The sequence below is a fragment of the Pseudomonas sp. CAU 1711 genome, from assembly GCF_039888625.1.
GTDB lineage: Bacteria > Pseudomonadota > Gammaproteobacteria > Pseudomonadales > Pseudomonadaceae > Aquipseudomonas.
The window spans coordinates 145,654-161,331 of the sequence record NZ_JBDQQT010000012.1; the positions used below are offsets into that span (position 1 = coordinate 145,654).

Annotated in this window: 17 protein-coding genes; 9 read left to right on the forward strand and 8 right to left on the reverse strand. The window is 68.4% G+C overall.

The window, feature by feature from the left end:
- The first annotated feature begins 35 nt into the window (after window positions 1-35).
- From AAFN46_RS15070 to AAFN46_RS15105, 8 genes are read left to right on the forward strand one after another with little or no spacing between them, the layout of a single operon-like run.
- Window positions 36-791, forward strand: coding sequence for a heme ABC transporter permease (locus tag AAFN46_RS15070; protein WP_347809505.1), 756 nt, complete (start codon window positions 36-38; stop codon window positions 789-791).
- A complete protein-coding gene (ccmD, locus tag AAFN46_RS15075; protein WP_347809506.1) occupies window positions 788-964 on the forward strand; it encodes a heme exporter protein CcmD in 177 nt (58 codons plus the stop codon). The genes AAFN46_RS15070 and ccmD overlap by 4 nt, the downstream gene beginning before the upstream one ends.
- Window positions 961-1,416, forward strand: a complete 456-nt coding sequence (gene ccmE, locus AAFN46_RS15080; RefSeq protein WP_347809507.1) for a cytochrome c maturation protein CcmE — start codon at window positions 961-963, stop codon at window positions 1,414-1,416. The genes ccmD and ccmE overlap by 4 nt, the downstream gene beginning before the upstream one ends.
- An 11-nt stretch (window positions 1,417-1,427) precedes the next feature.
- Window positions 1,428-3,401: a heme lyase CcmF/NrfE family subunit gene (locus AAFN46_RS15085; RefSeq protein WP_347809541.1), complete on the forward strand. Its 1,974-nt coding sequence runs from the start codon at window positions 1,428-1,430 to the stop codon at window positions 3,399-3,401.
- Window positions 3,398-3,931: a DsbE family thiol:disulfide interchange protein gene (locus tag AAFN46_RS15090; protein ID WP_347809508.1), complete on the forward strand. Its 534-nt coding sequence runs from the start codon at window positions 3,398-3,400 to the stop codon at window positions 3,929-3,931. The genes AAFN46_RS15085 and AAFN46_RS15090 overlap by 4 nt, the downstream gene beginning before the upstream one ends.
- The gene (locus AAFN46_RS15095; RefSeq protein WP_347809509.1) at window positions 3,928-4,407 is read left to right on the forward strand and encodes a cytochrome c-type biogenesis protein; all 480 of its coding nucleotides are present in this window, start codon (window positions 3,928-3,930) and stop codon (window positions 4,405-4,407) included. Before AAFN46_RS15090 ends, AAFN46_RS15095 begins: the two co-directional genes overlap by 4 nt.
- The gene (ccmI, locus tag AAFN46_RS15100) at window positions 4,404-5,600 is read left to right on the forward strand and encodes a c-type cytochrome biogenesis protein CcmI (RefSeq protein ID WP_347809510.1); all 1,197 of its coding nucleotides are present in this window, start codon (window positions 4,404-4,406) and stop codon (window positions 5,598-5,600) included. The genes AAFN46_RS15095 and ccmI overlap by 4 nt, the downstream gene beginning before the upstream one ends.
- Window positions 5,597-5,917, forward strand: coding sequence for a hypothetical protein (locus AAFN46_RS15105; RefSeq protein WP_347809511.1), 321 nt, complete (start codon window positions 5,597-5,599; stop codon window positions 5,915-5,917). Before ccmI ends, AAFN46_RS15105 begins: the two co-directional genes overlap by 4 nt.
- Here AAFN46_RS15105 and AAFN46_RS15110 read toward each other — a convergent pair.
- The 8 genes from AAFN46_RS15110 to gcl form a co-directional block, all read right to left on the reverse strand.
- Entirely contained in the window at window positions 5,905-6,528 is a 624-nt protein-coding gene (locus AAFN46_RS15110) for a hypothetical protein (RefSeq protein WP_347809512.1), read from the reverse strand. The two genes, AAFN46_RS15105 and AAFN46_RS15110, sit on opposite strands and share 13 nt — an antisense overlap.
- A complete protein-coding gene (locus AAFN46_RS15115; protein ID WP_347809513.1) occupies window positions 6,521-7,360 on the reverse strand; it encodes an ion transporter in 840 nt (279 codons plus the stop codon). Before AAFN46_RS15115 ends, AAFN46_RS15110 begins: the two co-directional genes overlap by 8 nt.
- Window positions 7,361-7,412: 52 nt before the next feature.
- Window positions 7,413-8,324, reverse strand: a complete 912-nt coding sequence (locus AAFN46_RS15120; RefSeq protein WP_347809514.1) for an urea transporter — start codon at window positions 8,322-8,324, stop codon at window positions 7,413-7,415.
- 4 nt (window positions 8,325-8,328) lie between these two features.
- Window positions 8,329-9,744: a pyruvate kinase gene (gene pyk / locus AAFN46_RS15125; protein WP_347809542.1), complete on the reverse strand. Its 1,416-nt coding sequence runs from the start codon at window positions 9,742-9,744 to the stop codon at window positions 8,329-8,331.
- Window positions 9,744-11,015, reverse strand: a complete 1,272-nt coding sequence (locus AAFN46_RS15130; protein WP_347809515.1) for a glycerate kinase — start codon at window positions 11,013-11,015, stop codon at window positions 9,744-9,746. Before AAFN46_RS15130 ends, pyk begins: the two co-directional genes overlap by 1 nt.
- A 175-nt stretch (window positions 11,016-11,190) precedes the next feature.
- Complete coding sequence (locus tag AAFN46_RS15135; protein ID WP_347809516.1) at window positions 11,191-12,081, reverse strand: 2-hydroxy-3-oxopropionate reductase; 891 nt, start codon at window positions 12,079-12,081, stop codon at window positions 11,191-11,193.
- Window positions 12,082-12,230: 149 nt separating this feature from the next.
- Entirely contained in the window at window positions 12,231-13,013 is a 783-nt protein-coding gene (hyi, locus tag AAFN46_RS15140; protein ID WP_347809517.1) for a hydroxypyruvate isomerase, read from the reverse strand.
- Window positions 13,014-13,121: 108 nt separating this feature from the next.
- Window positions 13,122-14,897, reverse strand: coding sequence for a glyoxylate carboligase (gcl, locus tag AAFN46_RS15145; protein WP_347809518.1), 1,776 nt, complete (start codon window positions 14,895-14,897; stop codon window positions 13,122-13,124).
- A 247-nt stretch (window positions 14,898-15,144) separates the two neighbouring features.
- Here gcl and AAFN46_RS15150 point away from each other — a divergent pair, with 247 nt between their 5' ends.
- Window positions 15,145-15,579 (forward strand): heme-binding protein, encoded by a 435-nt coding sequence (locus tag AAFN46_RS15150; RefSeq protein WP_347809519.1) that lies wholly within the window; start codon window positions 15,145-15,147, stop codon window positions 15,577-15,579.
- Window positions 15,580-15,678 lie beyond the last annotated feature (99 nt).

Here is a 15,678-nt window from a genome sequence, read left to right on the forward strand (position 1 = left end):
AGTGTCTCCGGGCTACGTGAGTGATGAGTTGAGCGATGAACTGGACCTGGTTTCACCAATGGGGTTCGCCCAAGTGGTTCTACGAGCGCAGCGGCCGCTGGCTGCCCTGGCTGGTCGCCGCGGCCGCCGTGCTGCTCGCCGTCGGCATCGTCTGGGGGCTGGCCTTCGCGCCGCCGGAGAAGTATCAGGGCAATAGCTACCGGATCATCTACATCCATGTGCCGGCGGCCTTCCTCGCTCAGTCCTGCTACCTGCTGATGGCGGTGGCCGGCCTGGTCGGGCTGGTGTGGAAGATGAAGCTGGCCGACGTCGCCCTGCAGCAGGCCGCACCCATCGGCGCCTGGCTGTGCTTCCTGGCGCTGGCCACCGGCGCCATCTGGGGCAAGCCGACCTGGGGCACCTACTGGGTGTGGGACGCGCGCCTGACCTCGATGCTGATCCTGCTGTTCCTCTACTTCGGCGTCATCGCCCTAGGCAACGCCATCGGCAACCGCGACAGCGCGGCCAAGGCCTGCGCCGTGCTGGCGCTGGTCGGCGCGGTGAACATTCCGATCATCCAGAAGTCGGTGGAGTGGTGGAACACCCTGCACCAGCCGGCCACCTTCAAGGTCACCGGCAAGGCCAGCATGAGCATGGAAATGTGGCTGCCGCTGCTGCTCTGCGTACTGGGCTTCTACTGCTTCCTCGGCGCCGTGCTGCTCTACCGCATGCGTACCGAGGTGCTCAGGCGCGAGGCGCGCAGCAGTTGGGTACGCGCCGAAGTGACGCGACTGGTGGAGGGCAGGGCATGAGCTTTGCGTCCTTCGGCGATTTCCTCGCCATGGGCAGCCATGGCGTCTACGTGTGGTCGGCCTATGGCATCGGCCTGACGGTGTTGGCCCTCAACGTCGTGCTGCCGATCCTGGCGCGCCGGCGTTACCTGCAAGACGAGGCGCGCCGTCTGCGCCGGGAGAAGCAACAGTGAATGCGGTCCGCAAGAAACGCCTGTATATCGTTCTGGCCATCCTGGTCGGTGTCTCCGCCGCCGTGGCCCTGGCCCTGTCGGCGCTGCAGGAGAACATCAACCTGTTCTACACCCCGACCCAGATCGCCAAAGGCGAAGCGCCCCAGGACACCCGCATCCGCGCCGGCGGCATGGTGGCCAAGGGCTCGGTGAAGCGCTCCGCCGACTCGCTGGACGTCGAGTTCATGGTCACCGACTTCGCCGAGAGCGTGACCATCCGCTACCGCGGCATCCTGCCGGACCTGTTCCGCGAGGAGCAGGGCATAGTCGCCCTCGGCAAGCTGGGCGCCGACGGCGTGCTGATCGCCGACGAGGTGCTGGCCAAGCACGACGAGAACTACATGCCGCCGGAAGTGACCAAGGCGCTCAAGGAGAGCGGCAAGCTGCCCAGCGGCGACGAGGCCAAGCCATGAGCGCCGCGCTGATGATCCCCGAACTGGGCCATCTGGCCCTGATCCTCGCCCTGTGCCTGGCGGTGGTCCAGGCGACCCTGCCGCTGATCGGCGCCTGGCGCGGCGACCGCCTGTGGATGGGCCTGGCCGTGCCCGCGGCCTGGGGCCAGTTCGCCATGCTGGCGTTCGCCTTCGCCTGTCTGACCTGGGCCTTCATGGTCGACGACTTCTCCGTGGCCTACGTGGCCAGCAACTCCAACAGCGCGCTGCCCTGGTACTACAAGTTCAGCGCCGTGTGGGGCGCCCACGAGGGCTCGCTGCTGCTGTGGGCCTTGATCCTCGGTGGCTGGACCTTCGCCGTAGCGATCTTCTCGCGCCAGCTGCCGGAGGTGATGCTGGCCCGCGTGCTGGCGGTGATGGGCATGATCAGCGTCGGCTTCCTGCTGTTTCTGATCGTCACCAGCAACCCCTTCGAGCGCCTGCTGCCGAACAGCCCGGTGGACGGTCGCGACCTCAACCCGCTGTTGCAGGACTTCGGCCTGATCGTCCATCCGCCGATGCTGTACATGGGCTACGTCGGCTTCTCCGTGGCTTTCGCCTTCGCCATCGCCGCGCTGCTCGGCGGCAAGCTGGACGCCGCCTGGGCGCGCTGGTCGCGGCCCTGGACCATAGTCGCCTGGTCTTTTCTCGGCACCGGCATCGCCCTCGGCTCCTGGTGGGCCTACTACGAACTGGGCTGGGGCGGCTGGTGGTTCTGGGACCCGGTGGAGAATGCCTCCTTCATGCCCTGGCTGGTCGGCACCGCGCTGATCCACTCGCTGGCGGTGACCGAGAAACGCGGCGTGTTCAAAAGCTGGACCGTGCTGCTGGCCATCGCCGCCTTTTCCCTCAGCCTGCTCGGCACCTTCCTCGTGCGCTCCGGCGTACTCACCTCGGTGCATGCCTTCGCCAACGACCCGGAACGCGGCGTGTTCATCCTGGTGTTCCTGCTGATCGTGGTCGGCGGCTCGCTGGCGCTGTTCGCCCTGCGCGCGCCGGTGGTCAAGAGCCAGGTCGGCTTCGCCCTGTGGTCGCGCGAGACCCTGCTGCTGGTCAACAACCTGGTGCTGGTGGTGGCGGCCTCGATGATCCTGCTCGGCACCCTCTACCCGCTGGTGCTGGACGCCCTCTCCGGCGCCAAGCTGTCGGTCGGCCCGCCTTACTTCAATGCCCTGTTCGTGCCGCTGATGGCGCTGCTGATGCTGGTGCTGGCGGTCGGCGTGCTGGTGCGCTGGAAGGACACCCCGGTCAAGTGGCTGCGCGGCATGCTCACCCCGGTGCTGATCGGCGCGGTGGTACTGGGCTTCCTCGCCAGCTGGGTATTCGGCGACTTCCACTGGAGCGTGCTGGCGGTATTCCTGCTGGCCTTCTGGGTGCTGCTGGCGGGCGTGCGCGACCTGCTCGACAAGTGCCGCCACAGGGGCCTGCTGCAGGGCATACGCGGCCTGTCTTCCAGCTACTGGGGCATGCAGCTGGCGCACCTGGGCATCGCCACCTGCGCCATCGGCGTGGTGCTGGTCAGTCAGGGCAGCGCCGAGCGCGACCTGCGCCTGGCGCCGGGCGAGTCGCTGGAGCTGGGTGGTTATCTGTTCGTCTTCGAGGGCGCCACGCACTTCGAGGGGCCCAACTTCACTTCGGATAAGGGCACCGTGCGCGTGCTGCAGGACGGCGAGGAAGTCGCCGTGCTGCACCCGGAGAAGCGCCTGTACACCGTGCAGCAGATGCCGATGACCGAGGCCGGCATCGACGCCGGCTTCACCCGCGACCTCTATGTCGCCCTCGGCGAGCCGCTGGAGAACGGCGCCTGGGCCGTGCGCGTGCATATCAAGCCCTACGTGCGCTGGATCTGGCTCGGCGGCCTGATGATGGGCCTCGGCGGTCTGCTGGCGGCCTTCGACCCGCGCTACCGGGTCAAGGTGCGCACCCGCGTGCGCGACGTTCTCGGTCTCAAGGAAGCCGCCGCATGAAAAGACTGATTCTGCTGGTGCCGCTGGCGCTGTTCCTCGGCATGGCGGCGTTCCTCTACCGCGGCCTGTTCCTCAACCCGCAGGAACTGCCCTCGGCGCTGATCGACAAGCCGCTGCCGTCCTTCAGCCTGCCGGACCTGAAGGACGAGCAGCGCCTGGTCAGCGAGAAGGACCTCAAGGGCCCGGCGCTGGTCAACGTCTGGGCCACCTGGTGCCCGACCTGCAAGGCCGAGCACCAGATGCTCAACCGCCTGGCCGAGGCCGGCGTGGTGATCCACGGGGTCAACTACAAGGACGACGGCGAGGCCGCGCGCAAGTGGCTGAAGGACTACCTCGACCCCTACCAGGTCAACGTCGCCGATCCGCAGGGCTCGCTGGGCATCAACCTCGGCGTGTACGGCGCGCCCGAGACCTTCCTGATCGATGCCCAGGGCATCATCCGCCACAAGTACGTCGGTGCCATCGACGAGCGCGTATGGCGCGAGGAACTGGCGCCGCGTTACCAGGCACTGCTGGAGGACAAGCCGTGAAGCGCCTGCTGCTCGCCTGCCTGCTGGGCCTCAGTTTGATCGGCATGGCCCGCGCCGCCATCGACACCTACCAGTTCAGGGACGAGGTCGAGCGCGAGCGCTTTCGCAGCCTCACCGAGGAACTGCGCTGCCCCAAGTGCCAGAACCAGAATATCGCCGACTCCAACGCGCCGATCGCCACCGACCTGCGCCGCGAGATCTTCCGCATGCTGGAGGAGGGACGCAGCGACAAGGAGATCGTCGATTTCCTGGTCATGCGCTACGGCGATTTCGTGATGTACAAGCCGCCGCTGGACAGCCGCACCTGGCTGCTCTGGTACGGGCCCTTCGCCCTGCTGGGCCTGGGCGCCCTGGTGCTCGCCGTACTGGTGCTGCGCCGGCGCAAGGTCGAGGCGGCCCCCGAACAGGTCGCCCTGAGCGCCGCCGAACGTGAGCGCCTGGACGCTCTGCTGAAACACAACCGGGAAGACCAATGACCGAATTCTGGCTCGCCCTCGGCCTGCTGCTGCTGGCCGGCACGGCTTTTCTGCTGATTCCCGTATTGCGCGGCCGACGCGCCCAGGCCGAGGAAGACCGCACCGCCCTCAACGTCGCCCTGTACCAGGAGCGCCTGGCCGAGCTCAGCGCGCAGCGCGAGGCCGGCACCTTGACCGCCGAGCAGTTCGACGCCGGCCAGGCCGAGGCCGGGCGCGAACTGCTGGCCGACACCGAGGGCGCCGGCAACGGCCGTGGCCAGCGCCTGGGCAAGGCGCTGCCGCTGCTGATCGCCCTGGCCGTGCCGGGCCTGGCCTTCGGCCTGTACTGGCACTGGGGCGCCAGCCAGACCCTGAGCGCCATGCAGGAGCGGCCGAGCATCGGCCAGATGACCGCGCGCCTGCAGCAAGCGGTGCAGGACAACCCGGACTCCGCCGAGGCCTGGTACTTCCTCGGCCGCATCCATATGGGCGAGGGCCGTCCGGACGAGGCGGCCAAGGCCTTCGAGCAGGTGGTGCGCATCGCCGGGCGTCAGCCCGAGCTGCTCGGCCAGCTGGCCCAGGCCCTGTACTTCGCCGCCGGCAAGCGTTGGAGCGAGCAGCTGCAGGCGCTGACCGACGAGGCCCTGGCGGGCGACCCGGGCGAGGTGACCAGCCTCGGCCTGCTCGGCATCGCCGCCTTCGAGGACCAGCGCTTCGCCGCCGCGGTCGACTACTGGCAGCGCCTGCTGGCGCAGATGCCGGCGGACGATCCGTCGCGCGCCGCGATCCAGCTCGGCATCGAGCGTGCCCGCGAGCAACTGCGGGCCGCCGGCGAGGCGGTCCCCGAGGAACTGGTGAACAAGGCCATGGCGGTGATCCGCGTCAGCGTCGATCTGGCGCCCGAGATCAAGGCCAAGGTGCAGCCGGGCGATGCGGTGTTCGTCTTCGCCCGCGCCGCCGAGGGTCCGCCCATGCCGCTGGCGGTCAAGCGCCTGAGCGTGGCCGACCTGCCGGCGCAGGTCGAGTTGAGCGACAGGGACGCGATGATGGAGCAGCTCAAGCTGTCCAGCTTCGCCGAGATCCAGCTGGTGGCGCGCGTCTCGCGCAGCGGCGTGGCCACTCAGGGCGAGTGGGTCGGCCGTGGCCGGCCGATCGCCAGCAGCACCCGCGAACCCCAGCAATTGCTGATCGACAGCCCGGAGCACGCACAATGAACAAGGCATGTCTTTCCCTGGCCCTGCTGCTCGCCCTGAGCGGCTGCGCCCTGCAGCCGGGCGTCACGCCCAAGGGCGGCGAGCCCGCGCGCCAGCAGAGCCATCCGCGCTACGCGCCACCACCCGGCGGCAACGCCTACTGGGACCCCGCGCTGGGCGTGTATGTGATCCAGGGCGCCGGCAAGCTGTACTACCGCGAGCGCGTCTACTACCGCTGGGACCGTGGCTGGAACTGGGCCAGTTCGCCGCAGGGCCCTTGGCAGCCCACCGAACGCAGCGGCGTGCCGGCCGGACTCGGACGCACCTACGCCGACTGACTCTCCAGCGTCGTCAGCGCCGCCTGCAGGTTACGCCGCGCGGGCTCTTCCCAACGCTCGGCCAGCGGCGCCTGGTGATACAGCGCCGGCATGGCCAGCAGTTGGCGCAGCAGCTTGGCGCGCCCGGCGCGGAACAGCGGCTCCGGTACCCAGGCGTATTCGGCGCGTATCGCCGCCTCGTAGGCCGAGTAAACCACCGCGTCGCTGGCCAGGATCGACAGGTCGATATCCACCACCAGCGCCGCGTCGGCCCCTTGCGGCTCCTGCTGATGGCAGGTGGCGAGGATCAGCTCCTGCAGCGCGGTCCGGTGCTCGTCCAGGCCCGCTTCGCCGAGCCACTGGCAGGCGCGTCGCGCACTCGCCGCTTCGTTGTCCTGGCGGTGGGTGTCGTAGACCAGGTCGTGGGTCCATAGCGCCAGTTCCACCAGGGGCGCATGCTCGGCCAGGTGCCGCCAGCGGTCGAAATGCGCCAGGCAGGCCTCGATATGCCGCACGCCGTGGTAGTGCCGCTCGGGGCCGGAGTAGGCGCTGCGCAGTTCGTCGAAGCTGCCTGGCGGCGCCTCGCCGCCGAGCTGCCGCCACAGCGTCTGCCAGCGTGACGGTTCAAGCATCGCCGGCGACCTGGCGCGGGTACAGCGGGTTGCCGCAGCGGTCGCAGAAGGCCGCCGCCGGGTCGTGCTCGGGCTTGGCGCAGCTCGGGCAGGCATGCCGCTGGCGTTCGCCGCCGCGCATGGCGTTGGCCAGCTCGGCGCCGAAGATGCCGGTGGGCACGGCGATCACCGAATAGCCGGTGATCATCACCAGCGAGGCGACGGTCTGGCCCAGCGGGGTCTTGGGCACCACGTCGCCGAAGCCGACGGTGGTCAGGGTGACGATGGCCCAGTAGATGCTCTTGGGAATGCTGGTGAAGCCGTTATGCGGCCCCTCGATCACATACATCAGCGCGCCGAACACCATGACCAGGGTGGCGATGCAGACGAAGAACACGGTGATCTTCTGCTGGCTGCCGCGCAGCGCGGTGAGCAGGAAGTTGGCCTGCTTCATGTAGGGGCTCAGCTTGAGCACGCGGAACACCCGGATCAGGCGCAGCGCGCGGACCACCAGCAGGTATTGGGCATCGCCGTAGAACAGGCCGATAAAGGCCGGCAGTATGGCCAGCAGGTCGATCAGGCCGAAGAAACTGAAGGCATAGCGCAGCCGTTTGGGCGAGCAGTACAGGCGCAGCCCGTACTCGAGGGCGAACAGCGCGGTGAAGGCCCATTCCAGGCCGCTCAGCCACAGGCCGTAGTCGCGCCGGTACTCGTCGATGCTGTCGAGCATCACCACTGCCAGGCTGGCCAGGATGGCTATCAGCAGCCAGCGGTCGAAGCGCTGCCCGGCCGGAGTGTCGGTGTGAAAGATGATGAGATAGAGGCGCTCGCGCCAGCTCTCGGGCTTGTCCATGTTGCCGGGTCCTTGTACCTGAAACGGCCGCGCCAGGCGCGGGGGTACAAGCCTAGGGAGTGCGGCCGTGCCCTGGCAAGGGGGTGCAGTCGGCGCTGGCGCGGCGCAGCAGGCGGGCGCTGGCCAGTACCAGCCAGCAGGCGAGGATGAAGGGCATGGTCAGCGGCACCAGGCCGAGGGCGGCGAAGCCCGGCTGCAGCGCCAGGCACAGCAGTATCCCGGCCAGCGGCGCCCAGGGCCGGCGGTGCAGCTGCGCCATGGCGATGGCGGCCAGCACCGGGCTGTAGCCATGCAGGCCGGCCAGGGCGGCCGGCGCGGGCTGCTGCGCCAGCAGGGCCAGGCCGGCGGGCAGGGCGGCGGCGCACAGCGCCCAGACGGCGGCGCGTGGGTCGCTCAGGGCGAGCCCGGCCAGCAGGCACAGCCCGGCCAACGGATGATCGAGGAACACCACCTGGCCCAGGCCGCGCAGGGTCGCCTCGGCGAACAGCGGCCAGCTGCCCGCGGCCAGCGCCGCCTGCGGCGCGGCAGGTGCCGGGGCCAGCGCCAGCCCCTCGGCCAGCCAGGGCAGGGCCCAGCCCAGCAGGACGAAGGGCAGGGTGTAGGCCGGCAGCCAGGCGCGTTCGCGCATGGCCCGCATCCACGGACGCAGCATCAGGCTGGACAGCCCGGCGAGGGTGACGACCAGCAAGGGCAGCAGCGGCGTCCAGGCCAGCTTGAGGCCGACCAGCAGCCCCAGCAGGGCACCGTTGTAGCCGTACAGGCCGATGTCTATGTCGGCCTGGGCATAGCCCCGGCGCTGCGCCACCAGGGTGGCGGCGAGGGCGCCGAGCAGGGCGTTGCCGAGAAGATCCGGTGCGCCGATCAGCAGCGCCAGCAGCAGCGCCAGGCCGAAGCCCGGGTGCTGCTGCAGGAAGATCTGCGCGAAGGCGCAGAGCAGGGCGCGGAAGCCGCCGGCCAGGCGCATGGCATCAGTCGAGCTGGGCGATGCGCAGCAGGTTGGTGCTGCCGGGCTGGCCCAGCGGCACGCCGGCGGTGATCACCAGGGTGTCGCCGCCGCTGGCCATGCCCTGCTCGCGCGCGGCCTCCAGGGCGGTGCCGGTGACCTGCTCGACCTCCTGCAGGCGCTCCTTGACCACCGAGTACACGCCCCAGGCCAGGCTCAGGCGGCGCGCCACCTGCAAGCTGGGAGTGAGGCTGAGGATCGGCGCCTTGGGCCGCTCGCGCGAGGCGCGCAGGCTGGAGGCGCCGGACTCGCTGTAGTTGACCAGGGCGGCGACCGGCAGGATGGCGCTGATGCGGCGGATGGCGCAGCTGATGGCGTCGCTCGCGGTGGCCTCGGCCTGCGGCCGGTTCACGTCGAGCTGGTTCTGAAAGTCCGGGCCGTTCTCCACCTGGCGGATGATCTTGCTCATCATCTGCACGGTCTCCAGCGGATAGTCGCCGGAGGCGGTCTCGGCCGACAGCATCACCGCATCGGCGCCCTCGGCCACGGCATTGGCCACGTCGGTGACCTCGGCGCGGGTCGGTGCCGGGGAGAAGCGCATGGATTCCAGCATCTGTGTGGCCACCACCACCGGGCGACCGAGACGGCGGCAGGTGCGCACGATGTCGCGCTGGATGCGCGGCACGTTCTCCGCCGGCACTTCCACGCCGAGGTCGCCGCGCGCCACCATGATGGCGTCGCACAGGCGGGCGATCTCTTCCAGGTGCTGCACCGCCGAGGGTTTCTCGATCTTGGCCAGCAGCGCGGCCTTGTTACCGATCAGGCCGCGGGCCTCGACTATGTCCTCGGGGCGCTGGACGAACGACAGCGCCACCCAGTCCACTCCCAGTTCCAGGCCGAAGCTCAGGTCGCGACGGTCCTTGGCGGTCAGCGGGGAAAGCTGCAGCACCGCCTCCGGCACGTTGACGCCCTTGCGGTCGGACAGCTCGCCGCCGACCAGCACCTCGGTGTCGATAGCGTCGTGCGCGCAGGCGACCACCCGCAGGCGCAGGCGGCCGTCGTCGAGCAGCAGGTTCATGCCCGGCTCCAGCGCCTCGATGATCTCCGGATGCGGCAGGTTCACGCGCTTGCCGTCGCCGGGCGTGGGGTCCAGGTCCAGGCGCAGGCGCTGGCCGCGTTCCAGCTGGACCTTGCCCTCTTTGAAGCGGCCGACCCGCAGCTTGGGCCCCTGCAGGTCCATCAGCACGCCCAGCGGCGTGCCCAGCTGGCGCTCGACCTCGCGCACCCAGCCATGGCGCATGGCGTGGTCGGCGTGCTCGCCGTGGCTGAAGTTGAGACGGAACAGGTTGACTCCGGCCTCCACCAGGGCGCGGATGTCGTCCACGCCTCCGATGGCCGGACCGAGGGTGGCGAGAATCTTCACTTTTTTGTCGGCGTACATCATTCGCTGCTCCCGAGGATGAGGATGGCGCGGAAATCGTTGACGTTGGTGCGGGTCGGGCCGGTGACCACCAGCTGCCCGAGGGCGGCGAAGTAGCCGTAGCCGTTGTTGTTGGCCAGCTCGTCGGCGGCCGACAGGCCCAGGCGGGCTGCGCGGGCATGGCTGTCCGGGGTCATCAGGGCGCCGGCGTTGTCTTCCGAGCCGTCGATGCCGTCGGTATCGCCGGCCAGGGCATAGACGCCGGGCAGGCCCTTGAGGCTCTCGGTGAGGCTGAGCAGGAACTCGGCGTTGCGTCCGCCGCGGCCGTTGCCGCGCACGGTGACGGTGGTTTCGCCGCCGGAGAGGATCACGCAGGGCGGCTTGATCGGCTGGCCGTGCAGCACCACCTGGCGGGCGATGCCGGCATGCACCTTGGCCACTTCGCGCGATTCGCCTTCCAGGTCGCCGAGGATCAGCGCCTCGAAGCCGGCCTCGCGGGCCCGCGCGGCGGCGGCGTCGAGCGACTGCTGCGGCCTGGCGATCAGCTGGAAGTGGCTGCGCGACAGGCAGGGGTCGCCCGGCTTGACCGTTTCCGAGCGCGGGTCCTGCAGCCAGGCGCGCACATTGGCCGGAATGTCGATGGAATAGCGGGCGAGGATCGCCAAGGCCTCGGCCGAGGTGGTCGGGTCGCCGACGGTGGGGCCGGAGGCGATCACCGTGGCCTCGTCGCCGGGCACGTCGGAAATCGCATAGGTGTACAGGCTGGCCGGCCAGCAGGCCTTGGCCAGGCGGCCGCCCTTGATCGCCGAGAGGTGTTTGCGCACGCAGTTCATCTCGCCGATGGTGGCGCCGGAGCGCAGCAGCGCCTTGTTGATCGCCTGCTTGTCGGCCAGCGAGATGCCTTCGGCCGGCAGGGTCAGCAGGGAGGAGCCGCCGCCGGACAGCAGGAAGATCACCCGGTCGCTCTCGCTGAGGTTGCTGACCAGCTCCAGCACGCGGCGGGCGACACGCTCGCCGGCATCGTCCGGTACCGGATGAGCGGCCTCGACCACCTCGATTTTCTTGCACTCGGCGCCATGCTCGTAGCGGGTCACCACCAGGCCGCTGACCTCGCCCTGCCACTCACGCTCGATCACCGCGGCCATGGCCGCGGCGGCCTTGCCCGCGCCTATGACGATGACCCGGCCGCTGCGGTCGGTAGGCAGATGGTCGGCCAGCACCTGGTCGGGGTGGGCGGCGGCGATGGCGGTGGCGAACAGGTCGCGCAGCAGGCGTTGCGGGTCGAGGGTCATGTCAGGCTCTGCTTGTCGTTGTGGTCGATTGCACTGCACAGCCGTCGCGCACGGCGGCTGTGCAGTGGAATCGACCAACCTGGCCCTTGGGCCGTGACTCCGCAAGCCAGGAAGGTCGATAGGGGTTGGGGTGAAGCCTCACCCCGTCCCTCGCCCAGGGGGCGAGGGGGTGTTCTTACTCACCGCGAATATTGAAGTTAGCCATATGTTCCAGGCCTTTGATCAGCGCGGAGTGGTCCCAGCCTGCGCCGCCGAGGGCCGCACAGGTGCTGAACACCTGCTGGGCGTTGGCGGTGTTGGGCAGGTTTAGGCCCAGCTCGCGGGCGCCGGACAGGGCCAGGTTGAGGTCCTTCTGGTGCAGGCTGATGCGGAAGCCCGGATCGAAGGTGCCCTTGATCATGCGCTCGCCGTGCACTTCGAGGATCTTCGAGCCGGCGAAGCCACCCATCAGGGCCTCGCGCACCTTGGCCGGATCGGCGCCGTTCTTGGCGGCGAACAGCAGGGCCTCGGCCACCGCCTGGATGTTCAGGGCGACGATGATCTGGTTGGCCACCTTGGCGGTCTGGCCGTCGCCGTTGCCGCCGACGCGGGTGATGTTCTTGCCCATGGCCTGGAACAGCGGCAGAGCGCGCTCGAAGGCATTCGGGCAGCCGCCGACCATGATCGACAGGGTGGCGGCCTTAGCGCCGACTTCGCCGCCGGACACCGGGGCGTCCAGGTAGGCGGCGCCGGTGGCCTTGATCTTCTCGGCGAACTGCTTGGTGGCGGTCGGCGAGATCGAGCTCATGTCGATCACCACCTTGCCGGCGCCGACGCCTGCGGCCACGCCGTCGGCACGGAACAGCACGTCTTCGACCTGCGGGGTGTCCGGCACCATGACGATGATGAACTCGGCTTCCTGGGCCACTTCACGCGGGTTGGCCAGGGCGATGCCGTTGCTGCCGACCAGGTCGGCCGGGGCCTTCTCGAAGTGCTCGGAGAAGAACAGGGTGTGGCCGGCGTTCTGCAGGTTCTGCGCCATGGGTTTGCCCATGATGCCGGTGCCGATGAATCCGATTTTTGCCATGAGTGGAGTCTCCTGGAACGTTTTTATGGGGTTGGCCGGCGGCACTGCGCCGACTGCCCCCTCTCCCGTTCACGGGAGAGGGTTGGGGAGAGGGTGTTGCGCGTATCCCTCTCCCCCGGCCCCTCTCCCACAAGTGGGAGAGGGGAGGTTCAGATCGCGTTATGGGTCTTCAGCCAGCCGAGGCCGGCGGCAGTGGTGGTCTTGGGCTTGTACTCGCAGCCGATCCAGCCCCGGTAGCCGATGCGCTCCAGGTGCTCGAACAGGAAGCGGTAGTTGATCTCACCGGTACCCGGCTCGTTGCGGCCCGGGTTGTCGGCCAGCTGCACGTGGTCGATGGCGGCCAGGTTGTTCTCCAGGCTGCGCGCCAGGTCACCTTCCATGATCTGCATGTGGTAGATGTCGTACTGCAGTTGCAGATTGGTGCTGCCCACGGCCTCGCGAATCTCCAGGGCCTGAGCGGTGGTGTTCAGGTAGAAGCCGGGGATGTCGCGGGTGTTGATCATTTCCATGACCAGGCGGATACCGGCGGCCTGCAGCTTCTCGGCGGCATACTTGAGGTTGTCGACGAAGGTCTGGCGGACGGTGGCGCAGTCATAGCCCTGCGGGCGGATGCCGGCCAGGCAGTTGACCTGCTTGTTGCCCAGCACCTGGGCGTAGGCGATGGCCTTGTCCACGCCGGCGCGGAATTCCTCGACGCGGTCCGGGTGGCAGGCGATACCGCGCTCGCCTTTCGACCAATCGCCCGCAGGAAGGTTGAACAGCACCTGCTCCAGGCGGTTGGTGTCGAGCAGCGCCTTGATCTGCTCGGCCGGGTAATCGTAGGGGAACAGGTATTCCACGCCGCTGAAGCCGGCTTCGGCGGCGGCGGAGAAACGGTCCAGGAAGTCCACTTCGGTGAACAGCATGGACAGGTTGGCGGCAAAACGGGGCATGTCTTGGCTCCTTGGTTAGCGCCCTCTCCCAATGGGAGAGGGTTGGGGTGAGTGTTCTGCGGGCAGTCCCTCACCCCCCGGCCCCTCTCCCGGCGGGAGAGGGGAGTCTCAGTCCAGCAGCGAGATGGCGGTCGGCGCGTCGATGCCGCGCTGGGCCAGTTCCTCGAACTCGTTGACCGCGTTGATCTCGGTGCCCATCGAGATGTTGGTGACGCGCTCGAGGATCACCTCGACCACCACCGGCACGCGGTGCTCGGCCATCAGGCGCTTGGCTTCGGCGAAGGCGTTCTGCAGCTCGTTCGGGTCGAACACGCGGATCGCCTTGCAGCCCAGGCCCTCGACCACGGCGACGTGGTCGACACCGTAACCGTTGATCTCCGGCGCGTTGATGTTCTCGAAGGCCAGCTGCACGCAGTAGTCCATGTCGAAGCCGCGCTGCGCCTGGCGAATCAGGCCCAGGTAGGAGTTGTTCACCAGCACGTGGATGTACGGCAGGTTGAACTGCGCGCCGACGGCCAGTTCCTCGATCATGAACTGGAAGTCGTAGTCACCGGACAGCGCCACCACTTTGCGCGACGGATCGGCCTTGACCACGCCGAGGGCCGCCGGAACGGTCCAGCCCAGCGGGCCGGCCTGGCCGCAGTTGATCCAGTGGCGCGGCTTGTAGACGTGCAGGAACTGCGCGCCGGCGATCTGCGACAGACCGATGGTGCTGACGTAGCAGGTGTCCTTGTCGAACGCCTCGTTCATCTCCTCGTACACGCGCTGCGGCTTGACCGGCACGTTGTCGAAGTGGGTCTTGCGCTGCAGGGTGCGCTTGCGCTCGCGGCAGGATTCGACCCAGGCGCTGCGGTCCTTCAGCTTGCCGGCGGCTTGCCACTCGCGGGCAACGGTGATGAAGGCGTCCAGCGCGGCGCCGGCGTCGGAGACGATGCCCAGATCCGGGTTGAACACGCGACCGATCTGGGTCGGCTCGATGTCCACGTGAATGAACTTGCGACCCTGGGTGTAGACCTCGACCGAGCCGGTGTGGCGGTTGGCCCAGCGGTTGCCGATGCCGAACACCAGGTCGGACTCGAGCAGGGTGGCGTTGCCGTAGCGGTGCGAGGTCTGCAGGCCGCACATGCCGGCCATCAGGCGGTGGTCGTCGGGAATGGTGCCCCAGCCCATCAGGGTCGGGATCACCGGCACGCCGGTCAGCTCGGCGAACTCGACCAGCTTGTCCGAGGCGTCGGCGTTGATGATGCCGCCACCAGCGACGATCAGCGGACGCTCGGCGGCATTGAGCATGGCCAGCGCCTTCTCGGCCTGGGCACGGGTGGCGCTGGGCTTGACCAGCGGCAGCGGCTCGTAGGCGTCGATGTCGAATTCGATCTCGGCCATCTGCACGTCGAACGGCAGATCGATCAGCACCGGGCCGGGGCGGCCGCTGCGCATTTCATAGAAGGCCTTCTGGAAGGCGTAGGGCACCTGGCCCGGCTCCAGTACGGTGGTGGCCCACTTGGTCACCGGCTTGACGATGCTGGTGATGTCCACGGCCTGGAAGTCTTCCTTGTGCAGGCGTGCACGCGGAGCCTGGCCGGTGATGCAGAGGATCGGGATGGAGTCGGCAGAGGCCGAGTACAGGCCGGTGACCATGTCGGTGCCGGCCGGGCCGGAGGTGCCGATGCACACGCCTATGTTGCCGGCGTTGGTGCGGGTGTAGCCCTCGGCCATGTGCGAGGCGCCTTCAACGTGACGGGCCAGGACGTGGTCGATGCCGCCGACTTTCTTCAGCGCCGCGTAGAACGGGTTGATGGCGGCGCCAGGGATGCCGAAGGCAGTGTCGACGCCTTCGCGACGCATCACCAGTACGGCGGCTTCGATTGCTCTCATTCTGGCCATTAATTGTTCCTCTTCACCAATGAAAGTGTATACAAAACATTCGTGACGGATTCTATTCACGGCTTTCGCCGGGGGTCAAGCGCTGCCTGCACAGAGGATGGGTTGTTTTGAAACGGGCGTTTCAAATGATTTCGGAGGGCGCTATGGAAAAAGAAGAGGAGAAACTGTATACAGAATGCAGAGTTCATTGTGTGTAATGGCTGTTCGCGGAATTCACCGCTGCGGCCCTCTGCGAGGAGTTAACATCATGCCCGTACTCAATCTGCAAACCGCGCTGGGCATTTCCAGCCATGCCTTCACCATCGCCCGCGAGCTGCGCTGCGCGCCGCTGACCGTCGCGGTGCTGGATGCCGGCGGCCATCTGATCAGCCTGCAGCGCGAGGACGGCGCCAGCATGCTTCGGCCGCAGATCGCCATCGGCAAGGCCTGGGGTGCCATCGCCCTGGGCAAGGGCTCGCGCCTGATCGCGGCGGATGCGCAGCAGCGCCCGGCCTTCATCGGCGCGGCCAACAACCTGGCCGGCGGCAACCTGGTGCCGGCGCCGGGTGGCGTGCTGATCCGCAATCAGGCGGGCGAGGTGATTGGCGCGGTCGGCATCAGTGGCGATGCCTCGGATGTCGACGAGCGCTGCGCAGTGAGCGCGCTGGAGGCCATGCAGCTGCAGGCCGATCCGGGGGTGTGAAAGGCCGAGTCGCCTGCTAGACCCTCACCCCAGCCCTCTCCCGAAGGGAGAGGGGGGATTGGGGCGGAGTTGATCTCAGCTGAAGCGCTCACCCACACA